The 22,363-nt window shown below is 61.0% G+C and carries 17 protein-coding genes; 11 read left to right on the forward strand and 6 right to left on the reverse strand.

Annotated features, from left to right (window positions below; genetic code table 11):
* Positions 1-93: 93 nt before the first annotated feature.
* Positions 94-855 (forward strand): YesL family protein, encoded by a 762-nt coding sequence (locus tag KIH79_RS03325; RefSeq protein WP_219058102.1) that lies wholly within the window; start codon positions 94-96, stop codon positions 853-855.
* The gene (locus tag KIH79_RS03330) at positions 852-1,868 is read left to right on the forward strand and encodes a LacI family DNA-binding transcriptional regulator (protein WP_219058103.1); all 1,017 of its coding nucleotides are present in this window, start codon (positions 852-854) and stop codon (positions 1,866-1,868) included. Before KIH79_RS03325 ends, KIH79_RS03330 begins: the two co-directional genes overlap by 4 nt.
* A 20-nt stretch (positions 1,869-1,888) precedes the next feature.
* Here KIH79_RS03330 and KIH79_RS03335 read toward each other — a convergent pair whose 3' ends face one another.
* Positions 1,889-2,629: a DUF4391 domain-containing protein gene (locus tag KIH79_RS03335; protein WP_219058104.1), complete on the reverse strand. Its 741-nt coding sequence runs from the start codon at positions 2,627-2,629 to the stop codon at positions 1,889-1,891.
* Positions 2,630-3,009: 380 nt separating this feature from the next.
* Positions 3,010-4,539, reverse strand: a complete 1,530-nt coding sequence (locus KIH79_RS03340; RefSeq protein WP_219058105.1) for a D-serine ammonia-lyase — start codon at positions 4,537-4,539, stop codon at positions 3,010-3,012.
* Positions 4,540-4,742: 203 nt separating this feature from the next.
* Here KIH79_RS03340 and KIH79_RS03345 point away from each other — a divergent pair, with 203 nt between their 5' ends.
* The 6 genes from KIH79_RS03345 (at position 4,743) to KIH79_RS03370 (ending at position 13,006) form a co-directional block, all read left to right on the forward strand.
* The gene (locus KIH79_RS03345) at positions 4,743-6,110 is read left to right on the forward strand and encodes an ATP-binding protein (protein WP_219058106.1); all 1,368 of its coding nucleotides are present in this window, start codon (positions 4,743-4,745) and stop codon (positions 6,108-6,110) included.
* A gap of 251 nt (positions 6,111-6,361) precedes the next feature.
* The gene (locus KIH79_RS13195) at positions 6,362-6,826 is read left to right on the forward strand and encodes a hypothetical protein (RefSeq protein ID WP_236023577.1); all 465 of its coding nucleotides are present in this window, start codon (positions 6,362-6,364) and stop codon (positions 6,824-6,826) included.
* A gap of 601 nt (positions 6,827-7,427) precedes the next feature.
* A complete protein-coding gene (locus KIH79_RS03355) occupies positions 7,428-8,225 on the forward strand; it encodes a hypothetical protein (RefSeq protein ID WP_219058107.1) in 798 nt (265 codons plus the stop codon).
* A 256-nt stretch (positions 8,226-8,481) separates the two neighbouring features.
* Positions 8,482-9,042: a MarR family winged helix-turn-helix transcriptional regulator gene (locus KIH79_RS03360; RefSeq protein ID WP_219058108.1), complete on the forward strand. Its 561-nt coding sequence runs from the start codon at positions 8,482-8,484 to the stop codon at positions 9,040-9,042.
* Positions 9,039-10,991, forward strand: coding sequence for an ABC transporter ATP-binding protein (locus KIH79_RS03365; RefSeq protein ID WP_219058109.1), 1,953 nt, complete (start codon positions 9,039-9,041; stop codon positions 10,989-10,991). Before KIH79_RS03360 ends, KIH79_RS03365 begins: the two co-directional genes overlap by 4 nt.
* Entirely contained in the window at positions 10,988-13,006 is a 2,019-nt protein-coding gene (locus tag KIH79_RS03370) for an ABC transporter ATP-binding protein (protein WP_219058110.1), read from the forward strand. Before KIH79_RS03365 ends, KIH79_RS03370 begins: the two co-directional genes overlap by 4 nt.
* Before the next feature lie 282 nt (positions 13,007-13,288).
* On the opposite strand, the gene KIH79_RS12760 is transcribed toward KIH79_RS03370, so the two are convergent.
* Positions 13,289-13,924 (reverse strand): DUF4143 domain-containing protein, encoded by a 636-nt coding sequence (locus KIH79_RS12760; protein ID WP_338023114.1) that lies wholly within the window; start codon positions 13,922-13,924, stop codon positions 13,289-13,291.
* Positions 13,894-14,457 (reverse strand): ATP-binding protein, encoded by a 564-nt coding sequence (locus tag KIH79_RS12765; protein WP_236023570.1) that lies wholly within the window; start codon positions 14,455-14,457, stop codon positions 13,894-13,896. Before KIH79_RS12765 ends, KIH79_RS12760 begins: the two co-directional genes overlap by 31 nt.
* Before the next feature lie 135 nt (positions 14,458-14,592).
* On the opposite strand from KIH79_RS12765, the gene KIH79_RS03380 reads away from it, so the two are divergent.
* The 3 genes from KIH79_RS03380 to KIH79_RS03390 all read left to right on the forward strand — a co-directional run bounded on the left by KIH79_RS03380 (position 14,593) and on the right by KIH79_RS03390 (position 16,666).
* The gene (locus KIH79_RS03380) at positions 14,593-14,802 is read left to right on the forward strand and encodes a hypothetical protein (protein WP_219058111.1); all 210 of its coding nucleotides are present in this window, start codon (positions 14,593-14,595) and stop codon (positions 14,800-14,802) included.
* A 215-nt stretch (positions 14,803-15,017) separates the two neighbouring features.
* Positions 15,018-15,341: a hypothetical protein gene (locus tag KIH79_RS03385; protein ID WP_219058112.1), complete on the forward strand. Its 324-nt coding sequence runs from the start codon at positions 15,018-15,020 to the stop codon at positions 15,339-15,341.
* A gap of 695 nt (positions 15,342-16,036) precedes the next feature.
* The gene (locus tag KIH79_RS03390; RefSeq protein WP_219058113.1) at positions 16,037-16,666 is read left to right on the forward strand and encodes a DUF234 domain-containing protein; all 630 of its coding nucleotides are present in this window, start codon (positions 16,037-16,039) and stop codon (positions 16,664-16,666) included.
* A 128-nt stretch (positions 16,667-16,794) separates the two neighbouring features.
* Here the strand turns inward: KIH79_RS03390 and KIH79_RS03395 are convergent, their stop codons facing one another.
* Both KIH79_RS03395 and KIH79_RS03400 read right to left on the reverse strand, forming a co-directional pair.
* Positions 16,795-18,273: a SpaA isopeptide-forming pilin-related protein gene (locus KIH79_RS03395; RefSeq protein WP_219058114.1), complete on the reverse strand. Its 1,479-nt coding sequence runs from the start codon at positions 18,271-18,273 to the stop codon at positions 16,795-16,797.
* A 108-nt stretch (positions 18,274-18,381) separates the two neighbouring features.
* On the reverse strand, positions 18,382-22,098 hold the full coding sequence (locus KIH79_RS03400) for a SpaA isopeptide-forming pilin-related protein (RefSeq protein WP_219058115.1): 3,717 nt from the start codon (positions 22,096-22,098) through the stop codon (positions 18,382-18,384).
* Between the last annotated feature and the right edge of the window lie 265 nt (positions 22,099-22,363).

Consider the following 22,363-nt stretch of genomic DNA (forward strand, 5'->3'; position numbering starts at 1 on the left):
CACCGCAACACACGCGGCCGCACGGCTCGCGGTCGCAGTCCCCGGCCACCGCCCACGGCTCGCGGACCCCGGCAACACGGAAGGAACGCAACCATGAACCTGTACTCCATGTTCTACGGCAACGGCGGCGGCCACGAAAGCGACCGCGACGCCCATCCGCACGGCCTGCGCCTGTTCTTTTCCGTCATCAAGTGGCATTGGGGTCGCCTGATCGGCCTCAACGTGCTGTTCATCCTCTCCTGCCTGCCGATCGTGACCATCCCGTGCGCCATGACTGCCATGAGCGAAGTCCTCGGCCGGCTCGTCCAACGCCGCGTCTGCTATCCCGTGCACGACTATCGCGCCGCGTTCGCGCGCGAATGGAAACGCTCCAGTCTAAGCGGCCTCGCCGTGTTCGCCGTGCTCGCGCTCGCCGTCGTCGGCGCGTCGTTCTACCTGCGCTCCGGCAACCCGGCCGGCGTCGCTCTCGCCGGACTGTGCGTCGCGATCGCCGCGTTCGCGGTCATGGCGATGACGTACGTGTTTCCGCTCGTCGCGTTCACCGATCTGCCGGTGCGCGACGTGCTCAAAAACGCCGTGCTGCTCACGCAGATGCGGCTCGGACAGTCGCTGGGCGCGCTAGTCGCAATCATGGTGGTGCTGGTGGTCTCGTACGTCGGACTGCCGTACACCGTGCTCGTGATGCCGGTGTTCGGCTGCTCGCTGATCGGGCTGATCGGCGTGTTTTCCGCGTGGGGCGGGATCGGACGGTACGTGATCGTCGATGATGCGGGCGACGTGACCGGTGCGGCTGGCGTACGCGGTGTGGCCGGCGGACGTAATGGTGAGAACGACACGCAAGGCGGTGCGCGGTGAGCGACAAAGTGACCATCTACGACGTGGCCAAAGCGGCCGGCGTCGCGCCCTCCACCGTGTCGCGCACGTTCGCATCCCCGGGCCGGGTGAGCGCGGCGACCGCGAAAAAAGTCCGCGAAGCCGCCGACAGCATCGGCTACCACGCCGACGCCGTCGACGACAACGGCTGGCGTGGGAACGGCTTCGGCAAAGGACAGGTGGCCGTGATCGTGCCCGACCTCGCCAACCCGTTCTTCGTGGCCATCGCGCGCAGCGTGCAGGACGAATGCTCAGCCCGCGGTTTCGGCATGGTCATGTGCGAATCGCGCGAAATCGTCGCGCGCGAACGCATCGTCTTCGACGAAGTCCTGCCGTACGTGCGCGGCGTGCTGCTCGTCTCGCCGCGCATGCCCGACGTGATGATCCGCAAGTGCGCGCAGATGTGTCCGCTTGTCGTCGTCAACCGCGACGTGCGCGGCGTGCCGAACGTGGTCGTCGACATCGCCGACGCGGTCCGTCAGGCTGTGCGCTGCCTGGCCGCGATGGGGCACCGTCGGCTCGCATACATCGACGGGCCGGCCACGTCGTGGGTCGGGGGAGTCAAGTGGCGCGCGATCTCGGACGAGTGCGCGGCCCGAGGCATCGCCTTGCGCCGGTCGCGGCCCTGCGCGCCCACCGAGGACGGCGGCGCGTCGTTCGCCGACGAATATCTCGCCCATCCGACCGATGCCGTGATCGCGTACAACGATCTCATGGCGATGGGATTCGTCGCGGCCCTGCGGCGGCGCGGCGTCTCCTGCCCGGAGCAGGTGTCGGTGATCGGATTCGACAACGACAAGACGGCCGCATTGTTCAATCCCGGCCTCACGTCGATCCACATGCCGGCCGACGCGCTCGGTTCGGACGCGGCCGCCGCGTTGCTCAGCCGGCTCAGCGGCGGCGACGTGCCCGCCTCGTCCATGACCGTGCCCGCGCGGCTCGTCATGCGCCGCAGCGTGGGCCGCGCGGCGCATGCTATGATGCGCGCGGCCTGACGCGCATTGCTCGCGTCGCGTTATGCGGTGGCTTGGGCGACAAGGGCGTCGAGCTGCTGCTTGGCCTTGTGCAGCTGCGCGTAGATTTCGTTGCGCTGGTCGGCGTCCTTGGCGCGCTGATGGTCGCGCACCAGCTTGTCGACCGTGGCCTCGAGCTGGCGGATCTGCGCGCGGCGCGTGATGCGTGCGTCCAGATCGGCGCCGTCCGGCGTGCCGAGGATGATCTGCGCGCAGATCGACTCCCACAGGTCGTCGGTGGACGCACCTTCCGGAATGCCGTCGGTGTCCAGCGTCGTCTCGCCGGCCGGCCGCCATTCGCCGGCGAACACCTGATGCACCGGCGTGTGCCCGGCGCGGCCCGGCAACGCGCGGCGCACGGCCAGCGTGCACTCCTCGCGCGTCGTGCCCTCGAACGGCATGTCGCGCACCACTACGAACACGATGCCCGACTTGCGCTGCGCGGCGATCAGTTCGATCGTCTCCGCCGGCACGGTGGTGACTTTTGCGGCCAGTTTCAGGCCGATCACCAGAATCTCCGGGATCTTCGCACCGGCCGCCAGCTTCGTGTTGGCCGGCCGGGCGATCGCGAGCAGACTGATGCCGGCGATATCGTTTTTCAGCTGTTTGCCGAGCTTCGCGGAGAGCGTGGCGTGGCCGACAAACATCGCCTTCGGCAGGCTGCCTTTCGCCTCGGGAATCGCCGTTGCGGCGGGCAATCCCAAGGTGAGCGCGGATACGGAACCACAGTGCGCGACAGTCATCGTCGGCCTTCCTTTCCGGCCGTGCGCGGCGCCTGCCTTGAGGCGGGGCTCCTGTGCGGCCGCTGTGTGCGACATAACAGTTTCCACATTAGTGCAGTGTCGGTTCGGGCGGTGGCTGGTGCCCATTTTTGCCGGTATGTGTCGCGGATACGGGATGGTGGTTGGTGGCGGGTGCGGTTGGTCGTGGGCAGTCGTGGGCATAGACATCGTGGCATGGACAGTCGTGGGCATAGACCGTCCATCAAGCCGGTTGTGGGCATAGGCAGTCCATGAAGGACGGATTTTTGCCCCGTAATGAACGGTTGATGCCCACGATGTCCGTTGATGCCCACGTTCCGGCATCAGCGTCGTGTGATGGACATGGTTTGTTCGTCCGTTCGTTAGAGTAAGGACTCGCCGCGGGCGATGTAGCCGGACATGTCGTCGCGCGGCACCATCGAACCGCCGGTGATCCACGCGATATGCGTGGCGTGAGCCATGCGCTCGTCGGTCAGCCTGAGCCGACTTCGATAGTCGCGGGCCGCGAGTACGCGCCACGGTCCGGCGAACCCGGCCGCCGACGACGGTTCGATGTCGTGTCCGGACGTGCGGTCGAGCAGCGCGACCGAGCGGAACAGATCGTCGTCGTCGACGGTGACGAATCCGTCGAGCAACCGCGCCATGCGCCGCGCGACGAAACCGGACGCGCGGCCCACGGTCAGACCGTCCGCCGCGGTGACGTTGTCGATGCCGAAGTCCTGTACGCTCGCATCGCTGAACAGGCCCGTGTATTCGCCCAGGAACATGCACGGCGCGTGCGTCGGCTCGACGAAGATGCAGTGTACGGCGTCGCCGAACACGGTTTTGAGGCCGAACGACACGCCTCCCGGGCCGCCGCCAACGCCGCACGGCAGGTAGACGAACAGCGGGTGATCCTCGTCGACCGGGATGTCAAAGGTTTGCAGCTGGCCGGCGAGACGGCGCGCGGCCACCGCGTAGCCGAGGAACAGCGTGGAGGAGTTCTCGTCGTCGACGAAATAGACAGACGGGTCGTTTTTGGCTTGTTCGCGGCCTGCGGCGACGGCGACCGAATAGTCCGACTCGTATTCGACGACGTTCACGCCGTGGCTGCGAAGCTTGTCTTTCTTCCACTGGCGTGCGTCGGCGGACATGTGCACGGTCGCGTTGAAGCCAAGCGCGGCGGCCATGATGCCGATCGACAGGCCGAGATTGCCGGTCGAGCCGACGGCGATGGTGTGCCTGGCGAAGAGGGCGCGGGCTTCGGGGGAGGCGAGCGTGCGGTAGTCGGCGTCGGCGCCGGTGCGATCGGTTGGCGGATGCGGGACGAGGTTCGATGCGGCGGATGTTGCGGTGGATGACGTATTGCGCGTCGCCTCGGAATGTGCGTCGGCATGCGTGGCGCTGTGTGCCTCGACGTTGGCGTTGCGGGGGAGCAGGCCGGCCTCGACGGCGAGGTCTTCGGCATGCTTGAGTACCTCGTAGATGCCGCCGCGCGCCTTGATCGAACCGCTCACCGGCAATTCGCTGTCGAGCTTGACCCACAGCTGGCCGGGGAGCGGGCTGCCGTAGCGTTCGCCGAGCGCGCGCTGCATGTCCGGCACAGCGGCGAGCGGCGATTCGATGATGCCTGCAGTCGGCTTGGTTTCGGGGAACAGTTCGGCAATGAGCGGCGCGAAGCGCTTGAGCCGGGCCGCTGCGTCGTCCACGTTGTCGACGGTCAGACCGACGTCCGGCAGTGCTTCTGTCGTCGGTGCGAGCCGATCGTTGAACCATGCGGTCGGTTTCAGGTCGATCAGGTCGCGCAGTTGCGGGTAACGGGCGACCCATTCGGCGACGGTGGCCCCATGAATCGTGCGATTGGCGGTGACGTTGGCGGCGGTGTTGGCGTCAGTGACGTGTTCGATGCTCATACTCCCGCATCGTATCCCCGCAAACAACCGGTTGCGTAAAGGGGAGACGCGTGACGTGGGGAGTGTGATTCCGATGCTGCTTGGGTGACATTGCGCGTTCGCCCGGCATGCCACGGTATGACAAATTGGATAAGTTATTTTACCGGTTTTAGAGAAACTGGTAAGGTTAGATTACCAATACTGGTTTTCGTGAAGGATAAGCTATGGCGAACCCGATCATTGAGGAGAAGTTGAGAAGCTTCCGAATTGAGGACTTCCAGCCGATCGTGCCCCGCGAACTTGATTTGGGCAGGCCGCTGCAACCAAAGATCGGCAATCTGGCAAAAGTGATCGTCGGCATGAGGCGCAGCGGCAAAAGCTACCGTCTGTTTCAGGAAATGGAGGCATTGCACGCTTCCGGCATTGGCTGGAACCGTATCTGCTACATCAACTTCGAAGACGACCGATTGGGTGACGTCACTCCGGAAACCGGAGACGAAGCACTGGAAACGTTCTACGCGATGCACCCGGAGAGCATGAGAGACGGTATTTACCTGTTCTTTGACGAATTGCAGGAAATGCAAGGATGGGGTCGATGGTTGCGTCGCATCATCGACACCACCAAGGCGACGGTCTATGTGACCGGATCCTCGTCGAAAATGCTCTCGAAAGAAATCTCCACCGAATTCCGTGGCCGAGCATTGGACTTTGAACTGCTGCCGTTCTCCTTCCGCGAGTTCGTGCGCGCGCATGGGATTACCGACGATGAACTGTTGCATCGTTCGCCTCAATCTGGATATTCAACCGAGGAGCGACTGATCCTCTCGAACGCAATGACAAGGTACCTAGAAGAAGGTGGATTCCCTGCAGCGCAGGGACTGCCGACGCCCCAGCGCGTGGCGCTGCTGCAGTCGTACGTACAACGCGTGGTATCTCGCGATGTAGTGGAACGATACGACATTGCCCGACCAAGAGTCGCCGCCATGATGGCACGCCGTGTACTCGGCTGCAATGGCAAGACGTTGTCCGTACGCAAAATCGAGAACGAGTTGCGTTCCGCTGGGCTGACCACCAGTCGAGAACTGCTCGGAGACCTGCTGGAATACTTCGAGGATGCCTATCTGGTGTTCCGTATGCGAGAATTTTCCATGGCATTGCGCGAGAAAACTACATCCATGCCCAAGGTGTATGCCATCGACCCCGGCCTGGCCGCAGCTGCAAGCACGGCAAGTGCGAAGGACGAGGGGCAGCGGTTGGAAAACGCCGTCTATCTCGAACTGCGCCGACGAACCATCGGCTTTCGGCGCGACGGCATCTCATCATGCCACACTCAAGCGCATGGATACGAAGTCGACTTCGTCGTCGGCGACGTGCTCGAACAGGAACAATACGAACTCTGCCAAGTCACCGCGGCAATGGATGATCCCCAAACCGCCGAACGTGAAACCCGTGCATTATGGGAGCTCATGGAAGAACGGGGACTTCAGGAAGGCATCATCATCGTCGGCCAAGGCAAGGAATGCGAATACCGTCGGAACGGGTCCGTCATTCACCAAATTCCGGCATGGAAATGGTTCCTGAACAACAAGTAACGAATCCGTGGCAGGCCATGAAGGCAACCCGACACGCCTCCCGCCGCCGGTACAGAGTGGGAGTCTTCTATGAGAATTCCCGCTTGATGGGTTCTCGACTGAATGTGGGCATGAACCGTTCGTTTGTCTGCCCGCTCACAGGATCGTGGGCATACGCCGACCACGTATGGGCTCAGAACCAGTTCTTTGTGGTCGGTCTGTGCCCACGATCGTCTACGTGTACTGGTTATGCCCACGAATCGGGCTGCGTCATGTACCGGTTATGCCCACGATCGTTTTCCGGCGAGGATCAGCGGCGTTTGATCTCCGTCAATCATCGGCGTAAACATTCCGCCCATACCCACAATCATTACGACCAAGCAGCAGAAAGGAGGATTGCATCGCGAGAAGCGTCGCGATGCTCCAAATCAAACCGCACAACCCATACACATGTGAGGACGGTGGTACTCGCGGCGCCGGTGTATCGCGTGTATAACCGTAATTCCGGTTTGCATCATTACACGACGAGCAAGGCCGAGCGTGACTATCTGGTCAAGCTTGGTTGGCGTGACGAGGGTACGTCGTTCAAGGCCGTGAAGGCTGACGCGTCGAACAAGAACCTGAAACCGGTGTATTGCGAGTACAACCGTCATGATGACAACCACAATTGGACGATGAACAAGGCTGAGCATGATCATTTGGTCAAGCTTGGTTGGAAGGACGAGGGTGTTGCCTGATGGAGCCGGAAGTAGCGTGCTGCTGACCGTCAATGACCATTGAGTGGGAGTTTCCTCGTGGAGGCTCCCACTCTTTGTATTGTGGTCGTGACGGCTTACGTGTTGGAATCGCGCTTTGCGCGATGCTGTGTTGTTGGCGGCCTTCGGCCGCGACGCTCCCTCAGTCACGCTTCGCGTGCCAGCGTCCTGCAATTATGGACTCGCTTCGCGAGCATTATTGCTGGCTCGCTATCGCTCGCTCCTCGCCTAAAAACAGTCCACTGGACTGTTTTCTTCACGGCTCGGCCTAGCTGAGGGAGCCGAGGCTCCGCCAGCATCATAGTGCGTTGGACACATGCGGGCGCGACGGCGCGATGCTGAGATTGCGCTGCCGCGCAATCTCATGGCAACGCAGCATCACGCGACGGTGTGATTCCGATGCCACTGGGCAGCTGACCATATGCAACAACATGCGAAGAGCTGTTGTCTGGTGCTGGAGGGCAATGCGCGGCGGTGTTCACTGGTTGTTCATGTGGGGATGGTGCGGGGGAGCGGATGAGCTTCTACGATGGAGTAGAGCGGCGGAGCGCAGATCGGTGGTTGTTGCGGAGAAGGGAAGATCGTGGACGATACGTCGGTGAAGAACTCTCCGAAAGCGGGGAAAGACGACGGCGACGGAAAGCATGATTGGCGGTCGGCGCTGCGCGCGCCGATTGCCGCGCCGATCATCGCGGCGATCGCTGCGGTTGCGCTGGTGCTGGCGGGCGCGTTCGGCGCTGGTTGGGCCGCGAACGGCGCACAGTCCGCACGGCAGGTCGACGCCGTATCCAAGCAGCTGGCGGATCGTGACAAACGGTTGAAGGAACTCAAAACCAAGTACGGCGAGGTGTTGGACGAACGCGGGTCGTTGCAGACCAGCAACGACGAACTGAGCGCAAAAAACGACGATCTGACGAGGAAAAACAACGATTTGACCGCCAAAAACAAGGAACTCGATGCAGCGAACAAGAAGCTCAAAGCAGATGCGGCGGCGGCCGGCGGGGGTTTGTCCAAGGCCGGGGGACTGCTGATCGCCGTCGAAGGATATTCCGAACGCGAAGAGTATGGTCCGGACTCGCACGAACTGCACATGACGGTCCGCAACTACACCGCCGGCACGTTCAGCATGATTTCCATCGGCTACGAACTGCGCGACGCGTCCGGCAAAACCGTGGGCACGAAGCGCTACGCGTTCAACGCGCCTGACACGTCGGTCGGCCCCGGCCAAAGCATCGACATCTACGACATCCTGTACAACGTGACCAACTGGTCCGGCCTGACCGTCGTACCGCTCGACTGGAACGCCTCCGCGCAAAGCGACAACGGCCCCTACATCAACGGCCACTACGATGCCAAGGTCAAAACCTACGTGCTCCAGTGACGGTCGTCTCATCGGAATCGTCCGTGCTGCAACTTCTGATGCAACGGCATCTCCGATATTCGGAATAATGTGCTTGCGATTACATTATTTTCGAGCGCATTACTAAGTGTTTATGTGCTCTAGAGCACAGTATTCGCGCGGTGCCTCGCGACACGCGGATTGTTGCATGTGCAACTGTTGTATGGGGTACGTATTATGCTCTGATGTTGCATATGCAACTGTTGCATATGGAACGATATGCCGTGATGGGAGGAATATGGACCAGCATGTCCTCAGCGTCGAAATGCGCATGCTCACCAAGGCGGTGGACCGGTATCTGGGCGAAAGCATGCCCGAATCGGCCCGGGCTGCCACCGGCGGCAACGCGCGCATCATCATCTTCCTCGACCGCAACCGCGACAAGCCGATCTACCAGCACACCATCGAGCAGAAGTTCTGCATCACGCGTTCCACCGCATCGCGCGTGCTCGCCCTCATGGAAAAGAAAGGGCTGATCGTGCGCGAGCCCGTGCCGCACGACGCGCGGCTCAAGCGCATCGTGCTCACGCCCGCGGCCGACGACATCGTCGCCGACCTCAAGGCGAACGGCGAGAGGACCGAACGGCTGCTCGTGGAAGGGCTCACGACGCTGGAACAGGAAACCCTGCGGATGTACATCCGGCACATGAGAGAGAACATCGACGAGGCACAGAAGGATTTCGAACGTCACCATACGGTTTCCCACTCGCGCGAAGCGGTGCTGCCGGAGCGTGGGCCGGACGGGGACCGTGACGACAACATGGACGACATGGACGATATGAAGGAGGAAAGCAAATGAGCGACAACGCAACCGCCACCGAAGCGGCCATCGAACGGTCGCGCAAGGCCATCGAGCCTGACCGGCCGAAGCACGTCATCCGCACGCTTGGCGGATCCCTGCGCGAATACAGGAGGGAAAGCCTGCTCGCGCCGCTGTTCGTATTCATCGAAAGCATTCTGGAAATCCTGATCCCCACGGTCATGGCCTCGCTCATCGACCAGGGCATCAGCGGCGGCAGCATGCCCGCCATCATCAAATTCGGCCTGATCCTGCTCGTCTGCTCGATCATCTCGCTGGGCAGCGGCTTCCTCGCCGGACGCTTCTCGGCCGTCGCCGCGGCGGGCTTCGCGAAGAACCTGCGCCGCGACCAGTTCGAAAAGGTGCAGGCGTTCAGCTTCACCAACATCGACCGGTTCTCCACCGGCTCGATCATCACGCGACTGACTACCGACGTGACCAACCTGCAGAACGCGTACGGCATGATGATCCGCATGGGCGTGCGCGCCCCGATCATGGTCGTGGTCGCGTGGATCTTCTCGTTCCGCATCTCGCCGTCCATCTCCATGGTGTTCCTCGCGTGCATCCCGATCCTCGGCCTCGGCCTGTGCGGCCTCGCCGTGCTCGTCCACCCCGTGTTCGAGCGCGTGTTCCACACGTACGACGCGCTCAACAACGTCGTCGACGAGAACCTGCAGGGCATCCGCGTGGTGAAGTCGTACAACCGCGAAGACCACGAAATCTCCAAGTTCGACCGCATTTCCCGGCGCATCTTCAAGGACTTCACGCTCGCCGAGCGCATCATGAGCTTCAACAGCCCGATCATGATGTTCTGCATCTACGCCTCGATGATCCTCATCGCGTGGATGGGCGCGCAGCAGATCGTCGCCTCCGGCAACAACGCCGCATTGGGCCTGACCACCGGCGACCTGACCGCGCTGGTGACGTACGCGATGCAGATCCTCATGTCCATGATGATGCTGTCGATGATCTTCGTCATGTTCATCATCTCGCAGGCGTCCGCCGAACGTATCTGCCAGGTGCTGCAGGAGGAAAGCACCGTGACGAACCCGGCCAAGCCGGTCACGGCCGTCGCCGACGGCTCGATCGAATTCGACCACGTCACGTTCCGTTACTCCGACAGCTCCGAGAAGCCGGTGCTCGACGACATCGATCTCGACATTCATTCCGGCATGACCGTCGGCATCGTCGGCGGCACCGGTTCGGCCAAGTCGTCGCTGGTGCAGCTCGTGCCGCGACTGTACGACGTGAGCTCCGGCTCGCTCAAGGTCGGCGGCGTCGACGTGCGCGACTACGACCTCGAAGTCCTGCGCGACCAGGTCGCGATGGTGCTGCAGAAGAACGTGCTGTTTTCCGGCACGATCGCCGAAAACCTGCGCTGGGGCAACCCGGACGCCAGCGACGAGGAGATCCGCCACGCCTGCCGGCTCGCGCAGGCCGACGGCTTCATCCAGGAATTCCCCGACAAGTACGACACGTACATCGAACAGGGCGGCACCAACGTGTCCGGCGGCCAGCGCCAGCGCCTGTGCATCGCGCGGGCGCTGCTCAAGAAGCCGAAGATCCTGATCCTCGACGACTCGACCTCCGCCGTCGACACCAAGACTGACAAGCTGATCCGCGCCGCGTTCCACAACGAGATTCCGGACACGACCAAGATCATCATCGCCCAGCGCGTCGCCTCCGTGCAGGAATCCGACATGATCCTCGTCATGGACAACGGCCGCATCATGGCCAAGGGCACGCACGACGAACTGCTCGCAACCTGCGACGAATACCGGTCCATCTACGAATCCCAGACCAAGAACACCGCCGAAGGCCAGGCCGCGCTCGACGCGACCGCCGCGCGCGAAGCCGCCGCGGTGCGCGCCGAGGCGGAACACGTCAACGCTCACGCCGACGAACAGGCCGGCGCACATGCCAACGCACAGGAAGGAGAAGCGCGATGAGCGACGCGAAGCAGGACTTCAAGAACCGCAAGCCGGGCATGGCCAAGCCGGCCCCCGGCACCACCAAGCGCATCTTCGGCTACATCATGCAATACAGGTGGCGCGTCGTCGCCATCGTCGTCTGCATTCTCGTCGGCGCGGCCGCACAGGCCGGATCCGCGCTGTTCCTCCAGTCGCTCATCGACACGTACATCCTGCCGATGGTCGGCGCGACCGACCCCGACTGGGGACCGCTGCTGCGAGCCATCAGCCTCATGGGCTGCCTGTACGTGGCCGGCATCGTCTCCAGCTGGCTGTGGCAGTGGCTCATCGTCACCGTCGAACAGGGCACGCTCAAGAAGATCCGCGACGACATGTTCGCCCACCAGCAGTACCTGCCGATCCGCTACTTCGACACCAACGAGCACGGCGACATCATGAGCCGCTACACCAACGACACCGACACGCTGCGCCAGGCCATCAGCCAGTCGTTCCCGCAGATGTTCGCCTCCGCAATCTCCGCGATCGCCGCCGTCGTCTCCATGCTCTGGCTGTCCATTCCGCTCACCGTGTTCGTGCTGCTGTTCACCGTGCTGCTGTTCTTCGTGATCCGCGCGGTCGTCGGCCGCGCCGGACGCTACTTCGTCAAGCAGCAGCAGTGGATCGGCGACGTCAACGCGTTCGTCGAGGAATCCGTCAACGGCCAGAAGGTCATCAAGGTCTTCAACCACGAGGACACCACGCAGAAGACCTTCGACGAGAAGAACGACGAGCTGTTCGAGGCTTCGGCCGCGGCGAACACGTGGGGCAACGTCACCATGCCGATCGTGGGCAACATGGGTTACATGCTGTACATCCTGCTTGCCATCATCGGCGGCGCGATGGCGCTCGGCGGCGTCGGCAACGTCGGTCTTTCGGGCTTCGGCACGCTCACGCTCGGCACGCTCATCTCCCTGCTCACCTTGTCCCGCTCGTTCATCAACCCGCTCGGCCAGGTCTCCATGCAGCTCAACATGGTGATGATGGCGCTCGCCGGCGCCTCCCGCATCTTCGCGCTCATGGATGAGCCGGTCGAATCCGACGACGGCACCGTGACGCTGGTCAACGTCGAGCTCGCCTCGGACGGCCGCACCATGACCGAAGTCGACCACGAAACCGGCCACTGGGCGTGGAAGCGCGAAGCCGGCGACGACGGCACGCGCTCGCTTAAGGCCGCCGAAAAACTGCACGGCAAGGCTCGCGAGGTCGCGCTCAAGGCCAAGGAGCAGGCTGTCACCTCGCCCGACGGGCGTTTGACGCTGCTGCAGGGCGACGTGCGCTTCACTAATGTGACCTTCGGCTACAACCCGGACAAGCCGGTCCTGCACGACATCACGTGGTTCGCCAAGCCGGGGCAGAAGATGGCGCTGGTGGGCGCCACCGGTGCCGGCAAGACCACGGTGACCAACCTGATCAACCGGTTCTACGACATTCAGGAAGGCCAGATCCTCTACGATGGCATCGACGTGAAGAACATCCGTAAGCCCGACCTGCGCCGCTCGCTCGGCATCGTGCTGCAGGATGTGAACCTGTTCACCGGTACCGTGATGGACAACATCCGCTATGGCCGCCTTGACGCCTCCGACGAGGAGTGCATCGAGGCCGCAAAGCTCGTGAACGCGGACGGCTTCATCCGCATGCTACCGCAGGGCTACCAGACCGTGCTCGAAGGCGACGGCTCGGGCCTGTCGCAAGGCCAGCGCCAGCTGATCTCCATCGCGCGCGCCGCCGTGGCCGACTCCCCGGCGCTGATCCTCGACGAGGCCACCTCGTCGATCGACACGCGCACCGAGGAAGTCGTGCAGGCCGGCATGGACGCGCTCATGAAGGGCCGCACCGTGTTCGTCATCGCGCACCGCCTATCCACCGTGCGCAACTCCGACGTGATCATGGTGCTCGACCACGGCAACATCATCGAACGCGGCTCGCACGACGAGCTCATTGCGCAGAAGGGCGAGTACTACCAGCTCTACACGGGTGCGGTGGAGCTCGAGTAACCGGCAACAGCGGACGGCCTGACGGCCGGCTGTCATGTTTCCTCAGCACTGTCGTGCTTCGGCGTCGCCTACGGACAGTCCACCGGACTGTCCATTTGACGGCTCCGCAGCTCTACACGGGTGCAGTGGAGCTCGAGTAGCCGGCCACGATGGTCAGTGTCTGTGGCCAATGCTGTGGGGTGTGTGCATCAATCGGTGCGTACACCCCACAGCCGTATTCGGGTGTACGAAGACGCGCGCGTGCGTCATGCGCATAGGCAGGCGTTGCAGTTGAGCGCACGTTTATGCGAGGAGCTCTGCGAGCGCACTTACCGGTACGGTTCTGCCGAAGCGGGTATCGTATGCGTCGTCGCCGCCATAGGCGACGACACGTTGCTCTTGCGTAAGCCCTAGGGTTTCCGAGAGTTTATTCATCGTTGCGAATGCGTGCGAGTCGAAATCGGCGGAGGCCTTGACTTCGATTGCGTACCGTATCCTGCCGCCTTTTTCGACGATGAAGTCGATTTCCTGCTTGGCATAGTCGCGCCAGTAATAGAGGTGAGGTCTGCGGCCGAGCGCGTAATATTGCTTGATGATCTCGACTGTGATCGCATTCTCGAACAGGTTGCCGCGATAAGGACTGGTCATGACTTCATCCGTGGATTCCAGTTCAAGCAAGTTCGCGGCAAGCCCGGTGTCATAGAAGTATAGTTTTGGGCTTTTGACCAATCGTTTGCCGAAATTGTTGTAATAAGGGTAAATGCGGAAGGCGATGAAGCTGGTTTCCAAGATCGACAGCCATTCTTCAGCGGTTTTCCCGTCAATGCCGCTGTCTCGTGTGAGACTTTCGTAATTGAGGACTTCTCCGGTGCGTATGGCGCATTGCACAAGGAATCGGCGGAACTGACTCAGCTTGCGTACGCCCGATTCGTCTCGCACGTCGCGCTCGACGTAGGTGTCGACATAACTGGGATAAAAGTCGAGCGGGCTGATGGTATTGACGTGCAATCGTGGATATCCGCCACGCCAGATCCATTCATCCATGCTGTTCGGACGCAGCCGGCATCGGACAGTTCCGTGTATGACAGCGGCAACAGATACATGACGGCGACCCTGCCGGCCAAAGATTGCGAAATGGTGTTCATGAGCAAGAAGTTCTGTGAGCTGGTAAGCACGAATTGCCCGTTGTCGCCGCGGTCGTCAACAATGCCTTGCAGCGCGGAGAACAGTTCCGGCACTCTTTGCGTTTCGTCGAAGATGACGTGGTTGTTGTATCGGTTAAGAAATGAACGCATGCCATGGGTGGCGAGATCGCGAATTGCCGGATCTTCAAGAGTGACATGCTCGAAATCCTTGAATAATTCCTGCGACAGCGTGGTTTTGCCGCTCTGCCGGGCACCAGTCAGAGTAATGATGGGGAACTGGGTGGCAAGGGACTTCAGTTTCGTTGACATAGTGCGGTTGATCAGCATGGTCGCTTGCTCCTATTCCGAGATTTCGGCATGTCTATTCCGGATTTTCAGTACTTCTATTCCGAGATTTCGTGGTTCCTATTCCGGATTTTCCGTTTTATTCGTCAGAGGTGGGGTGGCAGGGCGGCCATGAGGATGAGCGAATTCCATCTCAAGAACGTGAACGGCGAAGTCGACCGGAATCGTCTGAACACCGTGATGCTCGAGGACGGAGTGATCGACTGGGCCGCACCGCTGCGCGCGCTCGACGTGGACGTGCCGGTGCTGCTCGAATACCCGATCGCGGACGATGATGCCGTCGCCGGACAGCTCGAACAGGTCAGAACGGTGCTCGACGGCGAATGAGCGCAAGGCAATCGGGAGGAAGATGGTGCTGTGTGGAGCAGCGATGCGTCTGGTGCTCGGCGGCAACACGTCTCGGACTCATCGACTTATGCTACGGAGACATGCTTATAGTGCGTTGATTGTATTGATTTTTGCATGAATTATGCATGTGTTGTAGGAATTGTCGTAATTATTTACTACATAATGGCATTGTGTCATATATTTAATATGTATCAATGCATGAATTAAAGGATATTTTTACTGCAAAGATTCCGATGAAGTCCGCGGAGGGTCCGGAAACGTCGGCACAGTCGCATGTGACTGAGCCGGCTGACGTGTCACGGCAAACGGAGATGATCAACGACTCTACGATGATGGATCCAATAGGGCTGGCAACGTTGCGTCTGATTGATGCTGCCGGCATGGTGACGGTGCCGCAGCTGGTTGAAGACACTGGTGCTGATTCGCGTACGGTTCGCAAGCGGCTCAATGCCATGGTGGCTGATGGGCGGCTATTGGTCCAAGGCAAGACCAAAAACCGCCGATACCTGCGTGCATGACCTATCGTGGGACGACACAGTCCGCTGCCCCAGCTACGTGGCGGTCAAGAAGGGGCTTGCGAATTACGGCCCTGCGGGATTCCAGACCAAGAAGTGGGAGAGCGTGGGCTGGCAGAAGTAGCTGGTGGGGGATTGCTAGCGGTAAGTCATGAAGCGGCGGAGTGTCGTGTTTTGCCGGTCACGCGATGGTATTTGTATGGTGGTTTGTCGTTGCGTGCCCGCGGGTAGGGTCACGCGATGGAAAACGATGCGGTTATGCCGTTGCGTGACCGGGTTCGTGTTCGCGGGGTGGCGAGGAAGGGCTGATCTTCCATCCCGTGACCGGCAGACAGGCGGAAACGAGGTCATGCGATGGCGAATTGACCGGTTATGCCGTTGCGTGACTGGGCGTGTGTTCACGGGATGGCGCGAAGGGCTGATCTTCCATTGCGTGACCGGCAAACCGGCGAGAACGGGGTCACACGGTGGGAGGTTACTGCGGTTGTGCCATCGTGTGACCGGTCGTGTGCGGGGCGAGTGGTCATGCGATGGCGTAACCTCGTGTTTTTCCGTCCCGTGACCGATCGGAACCGCTTCGGCCGTTGATGGCGTGTCATACTTTGCCGAAATGGTGCGAACCGGCGGAGTGTGACGCGGCATGCTGTCATGCTTGGCGAACTTTCCGGGATTCCTGCTGAGCGTGACGGGACGCCGCGATGGACGATTTCCTGCCGATAGACCGTTTTGCTTGGAATTCTAGGGTTCTGTGGATTGCCGTGCATGTCACGTTTTGGCATTTGCATGGTTTTCTTGCGGTGTGTGACGATCCGGTTGTCACACTTTGTGGAGAAGGCCCTGTTTCGCCGATGTGGGACGGTGCCGGATCCGGACGGCAGCGGATGCGGGCGGAGTGGTTCGACTTCGGCGAAGGGATTCGACGGTCTTTCGCATGCCGACGAGTGCCTTACCTGTTGCCGAGATTCATGGGGCCCGTATTCGAGGACATCAGCCGGCAATGGCTCTGGGGCAAGGGATACGCGCAGCTGCCGTTTCCCATACTCCAATCCGGACGATGGTGGGGAAGCAACCCGCGTACCCGGCAGCAGGAGGAAATCGACATTGTCGCCGCAGGAGAGGACTCCGCAAGCGCGATATTCTGCGAATGCACATGGCGCAATGAGCCGGTGGGAGAAACCGAATACCGGACGCTGCAACAGCGAAGCCAGCTCCTGCCGTACCCGGACAAATGGCTCATCCTATTTTCCAAAGCCGGCTTCACCGACAACCTGCGGCAGTTCGCGGAACAGGACGATCGGCTGATGCTGGTTGCGTTTGAGGATATGTGATCGGGAATCGATTGATGATGACAGCTGTGATTTTTGCGATTGCTGCGATCGTTGATTTGACGTAGAACGAAATGTGGGGCGCCGTTATCGAGCGACGCCCCACATTCGTCAGACCGTCAGATCATTCATCACATGGTGAGCATGCGCTTGGTCTTGCGGCTCTTGACCGCAAGCACGCCCGCGCCGCCCGCGAGGATGACCGCTGCCACGATGAACAGGGCGATGCCCGTGCCGCCGGTGGCGGGCAGCTGGCTGGTGTCGGTGATGTTCTTGTATGTGTAGGGGTTGGCGTCGCTGGTTCCGTTGTTGGTCTTGCCGGTGGAAACGAGTCCGTTATCGTCGGCGTCGGTGAGGAGGCCGCTCTTGAGCACATCGGTGAGCGTGTGGCTGATCGTCGGGGCGGCGGTACCGTTATTGGGAGCATCATTCTGTTGGACTTCGAGAATGAACCGTCCCGCATAATCCTCCAGATAACCGCCGGTAGGAAGGCCGGTCTCATAGATCAGATACTTGCCCTTGGACAGGCCATCGAAATCGAACTTGCCGTCCTGGTCGGACGACGCGTCCGCAGAACCGTTAGTGCCGAACGAAGAGTCGAAATTATCGGACTGATTCCAAACCTGATCGAAGGAATCCTTGTCGGCGGGGTTCACGCTTGCGACCTTGTCGGTCTTGACTTTCCTGATCGTGAACGTGGCTCCCTGAAGCGCATTGCCCTGCGCGTCGGTCTTCTTGAAGAAGACCTTGGTCTTGATCTCGTCGGAGATCGTCTGCTTGATTTCGGTGCTGTCGACTCGCCCCAGCTTGACCGCCGCATCATCGGGGTTCGTGATGCTGAAGTCCGTGGGAATAGGTGTACCGATCAGAATGGGCTTGATCTTCCCGTACGTGCGCGTGCCGGTCGAACCATTTGCTCCGGTGGAGGTGATGTTCACGACGCCATTGCCGGTAGTCTCGTCGATGATCAGGTACAGACCGGGATCAGAGAACGTGAACGTGAGCGTCTTATCGGCCTTGTTTACGGCGATGTCCGCCGTCGTGATTTCGTCCGCCGTGTTATTGAACTGGGTTTCGAGCTGTGCGGCCAGATCATACTGGTTGGCAGCGGTGATCGTGAGCTTCCCGTCGGCGCTGTTGTTATTGCTTGTTCCCTCGGTCAGGTTCTGGGTGCCGAGCCATCGCAGCGGGTCGGTGATCCCGTTGGAAACCTGAGCCTGATATTTGGAGCCAAGAGTACTGTTGTCGGCCAGGGTGACGTTGTTGAACGCGGTCTTGATCTTTTCCGTGTTGTCGGCGACGGTGTTGAGCGTCAGACGATATTCTTTGGCTCCATTGGCTCCGTTGGACTCGCTGGTCTCATACGAGGCGAGCTTTACGTACTTGAACGAACGCAGATTCGCCTTCAAATCGCTCGCGTTCGCGTCGTAGGTCGTCGTGTAGAACTGCTGCATGTAATCCGACGCCTTGAGTGTGATGGTTTTGGCCCAGGTCGCCGTATTATTCGGATCGGCAGTGGTGTCGGCTTGCGCGATGCCGCCGATGGCGAGTCCGCCGATCATGGTGGCGATGGCCGTGAGGACGGCCAGTGGTTTCCTGCTTCTCATCATGGTTGTTCCTTAAATTGTTCTTCCTGAAAAATGTGGTTGTGCGAATGAACCGGTTTCCGCCGCCCGCTCAATCGGGGCCGCGCGCCTTGGGCCTGAACGTCACGGGGATCACCTGGCTTCCCGGCGGCGCGTCCACCAAGTCGTCGCGAGCGAACCGGCGAGCAGGGTCATGCCGATGGTCAGCCAGCCGCGCGGCGTCGGACCGCCCGTAGACGGGAGGAAACTGATCGCACGACTGTTGCCGATCCTGTTGCCGGGCACGTCCGTGCCGTTGGACTGGAGTTTGACGGACTGTTCAGGCTGATCCTTGGTGATCGTGAACTTGTACGTGGCCTTGCGCAGCACGTATCCGGCCGGAGCCTTGGTTTCAGTCAATTCGTACGTGCCGGGTTCGAGCTTTTCCAGTTTGAACCCGCCGGCGGTGTTGTCCGAATCGGCCCAACGGTTCAGGGACGCGTCGGTCGGATGCTTGCTGTCGGTTTTGCCTGTGCATCCGTCGTTGTCGGCACCGCAGTCGAGCACGGTCCACGCGGGCTGGTCGGAGCTGATGGGCGTGCCGTCGACGGTCTTAATACGGACGAGCTTCCATTCCGCACCGCCAATGGCGGTCTGAGAACCGGCGTCGACCTTCGTCCATGACACACTCGTGGGCGTGTTCGAGATCTCGCCATTCTTCATGTCGGTCTCGGTCCATGTGGCGGTCATCTTGCTGTACTCATTTGCCACCGTGAACGGGTGTTCGGCGGTCAAAGGCATCCAATACCCGTTCGGCGTCTGGGTTTCGACGAGCTTGTACGAGCCCGCCTTGAGTCCCTTGGCTCCGGTCGCGTCAAGCGTGATCTTGAACAAGCCGACGATCGGATCCGTATCCTTGCCCGAATAGCTGTCCTCGCCGGTATTGCCGGTATTGTCCGTGATCGACTCGTAGCCGGGGACCGTATTGTCGTTGTCGTCGGTGATCTTCCACACGGATCCGCCGATCGCAGCGTTGGTGGCCGAGTCGATCTTCTTCCACGTGAGTGCGCCAGTCACCGGCTTGTCGCCGATCGTACGACCATCCGAGCCAACCAGCTGATCGCTGCCGGTCCGAATCGACAGTTTGGGCTGTTCGGGCACCGTATTGTCGGTTCCCGCGGCCTTGATCGTGAACGTGTACTCGGTCGTGTTCAGCTCGTAGCCCGTCGGCGGGACGGCCTCTTGGAGCGTGTACGTGCCGGGCGCGAGATTGTCGATACTGATCGAACCCATCGTATTGTCGTTGTCGCGCGTCGTGTCATTGTCCGTGACCGTCACAGACCAGTTGCCGTCGCCGTCATCCTGCCAGCAGTTGGGGGGCAGCGTGCCGGTGGTGGCCTGACATTGCGCCGGGCGCATGGACGAGGCCATGTACGGGCTCTTCTCCTCACCATCGTCACGGTCATCGAGCTGGGCGTCCGTGGTGGAGACCTTCCACGAGGACGACGACGTCACCTGATTTCCGGTGTTCGCGTCGGCCTTGTTCCAGCTCATCGAATACGGGCTGTCGAACACGACCACACCATCAGAACCGAAACCACCACCAGACAGGCGCGAACCATTGCCCGTGATCAGGATCTGCGCAGTATTCTGCGCGTTCTCTTTTTCCGTATCGTTCCCGACGACGGCCTTCAACGCGACGCCTCGGTTGCCGAAACCCTTGTCATTCCGCAGGCTGGGGTCGCCGAGATTGTCCTGATAGTAGCCGTCCTTCTGGCAGTCCGCGCTCGTGTTGTTGCCGCGCTTGCCGTTGGTGTAGTACAGGCACAGGGTCGTCGCATGATCGGCGGGAATCTTGATCTTTGCATTCGACGTGGAGCCTTCTTTGTACCGTTGTGGATAGTTGAGATCTCCAGCGTTGGTCTTGACGGAGTTGTAACGGTTGCCATCACCCCCGAGCCATGTGTCCTGATAGCCGCTGGCGAATTTGGTAGGGGAACCATCCTCATACCAGTCGACGGCACGTTCATCACGGCCAGTGAACCAAGTATCCATCAACTGGAACGTGTTCGAGTTGATGTCCTTGTTGTCGCTCTTGTGGTACGGGTTCATGATCGCCAGATCGTCGCCGGCTGAAGTCAGGTCCTTGTTCTCATTTTCATGGGGAAGGTTGCCGGTGTTTGCGTCGAGCTTATTGTCGATCGTGTTGTCGAACAGGGCGATGTTGCCGCCCTTGGACGCGGCGGAGCTGCCCGACGGGCAGAACCACAGACCGCCGCCGAAATGACCCGCCGTATTCAACCATGCGACCGCGCGGCCTACGTACGTGGTCGTATGCTCCTCCGTGTAGATCGCGCCGCCCAGATAACCCGACGCGTTGTTTGTATACTCGCCGCCGGTGATGTACGCGGTCGACTCGTTCATCAGGAACACCGCGCCGCCGGCGCCTCCCGCTGTGATCGTCGTGGCCGGACCGGTCAGCATCGTCGTGATGTTCTTGTCATAAGAGCCTGCCGGCTTGTCGATCGCAGCCCAGTTGCCCTCGAACAACGGCTTGGTCGCCTGCACGTCTGCACTGTTGCGGATCCACATCTTGCCCTGCGCCCAGACGGCACCGCCGCCGGAACCGAAATCACGGGCCTTCGCGTAGTTCCCCTTGAACGTGACGCTGCCCTGAATCGTCAGACTGCCGTTGATCGAGTAGATCGCGCCGCCGCCAGCTTGGCCGCCATGGGGGCCACCATAGCAATTATCATGTTTATTGTCGTTGACTGCGACAGAGCATGTGCCCGGATCCTGACCGTTGCCCGTGAACAGGCCACCGGTCACCACGGTGGTCGTGCCAGTCGCATAGATCGCTCCGCCGCCACTGTAGTCCGCGTTGGCCGTCGCCCGGTTCCGGTCGAACGTACCATCCTCAATCTTCAGCGTGCCGCCCTGCATGGCGATCGCACCGCCCTTGGGAGCGTGATTGCCCTTCGAACCGACGTTCGTCGTATCGGAGTTGAACGTACCGTCTTTGATCGTCGTGGAGCCGTTCATCGTACTGATGGCACCACCCACGCCAACCGCCGTGTTGTCCGTGAACGTACCACCAGATACAGTCAAAGAGCCATCGGTGATTCGGATTGCGCCACCGCCGTTCGTGTCGCCGCCGGCCGTCGAGATGTTGGCCTTATACAGGCCGGACAGCACGTTAAGCGTGCCCCTGGTGTAGATCACGCCGCCCGTCGCACCCGTGTTGCCCTCGAACCGGGGCATGTCCTTGCCGTCTTCGACGCCGAACGTGACCGTGGACCCGGCGGACGCTTTAAATACGCCTCCGCTGTCGGTCGTCGTGTTGCCGGTGAACTTGCCGCCGGTCACGGTCAATGCGCCATCGACCGCGGCCAACGTGCCGCCGGCCGTGGCATTCAGATACTCGTACGTGCCGCCCGCGATCGTCAACGCTCCGCCCTGGGCGACATGCAGCACGCTCGTATTACGGGCCACGCTCGCGCCGTTTGCGTCCTTGCCCGTCAAACCGCCGTTCGTCCCGGCCTTCAATATGACGGTCTTCCCGTCGTCGACCTGTAAGGTCGCGCCGTCGCCGTCACTGGTCGGTACGGCGATCATTCCCGTCAGGGTGACGGCACCACCAGCCTCGACGCACGCCTTCAACGCATCCCACTCAGTCACGTTCGCGCAATCGTATCCGGGCGCGACGGCGGTCTGGGTTTGCACTTCGGGCATCTGGTCAGCCTGCACCGTCGGCGTGGCCGTCTCCTCGGGCATCGGATCCGCGACCGCGGTCGCGGGCATGGCGAGGATCATGCCGCCAGCCAACAGGGCCGCGACCAGTTTGCCGCAACGTCGCGTGAATCGTGTCATATCCAAGCTCGCCTTTTCCACATCTGGCTCGTTTGTTGTCGAAAATCTCATCTCAGTACCCATAAGATACACCGAACCCCCGAATATAGGGGGTATATTGCCCTATTTTGGTCCGGTGTAAAGCGCTTTCGCGTTGGGTTTTTGTACTGTAGATTCACGTCGTTCGGAAGATTCTCTGACTGCTTGCTTGTCATTGTGCGGTTATGCAGGTGGGGCTCTGTGAATGAAATAATCGAGAAAGATAGGGGACGATGGGGGGGTGTGT

The sequence above is a fragment of the Bifidobacterium miconis genome, from assembly GCF_019331735.1.
Lineage (GTDB): Bacteria > Actinomycetota > Actinomycetes > Actinomycetales > Bifidobacteriaceae > Bifidobacterium > Bifidobacterium miconis.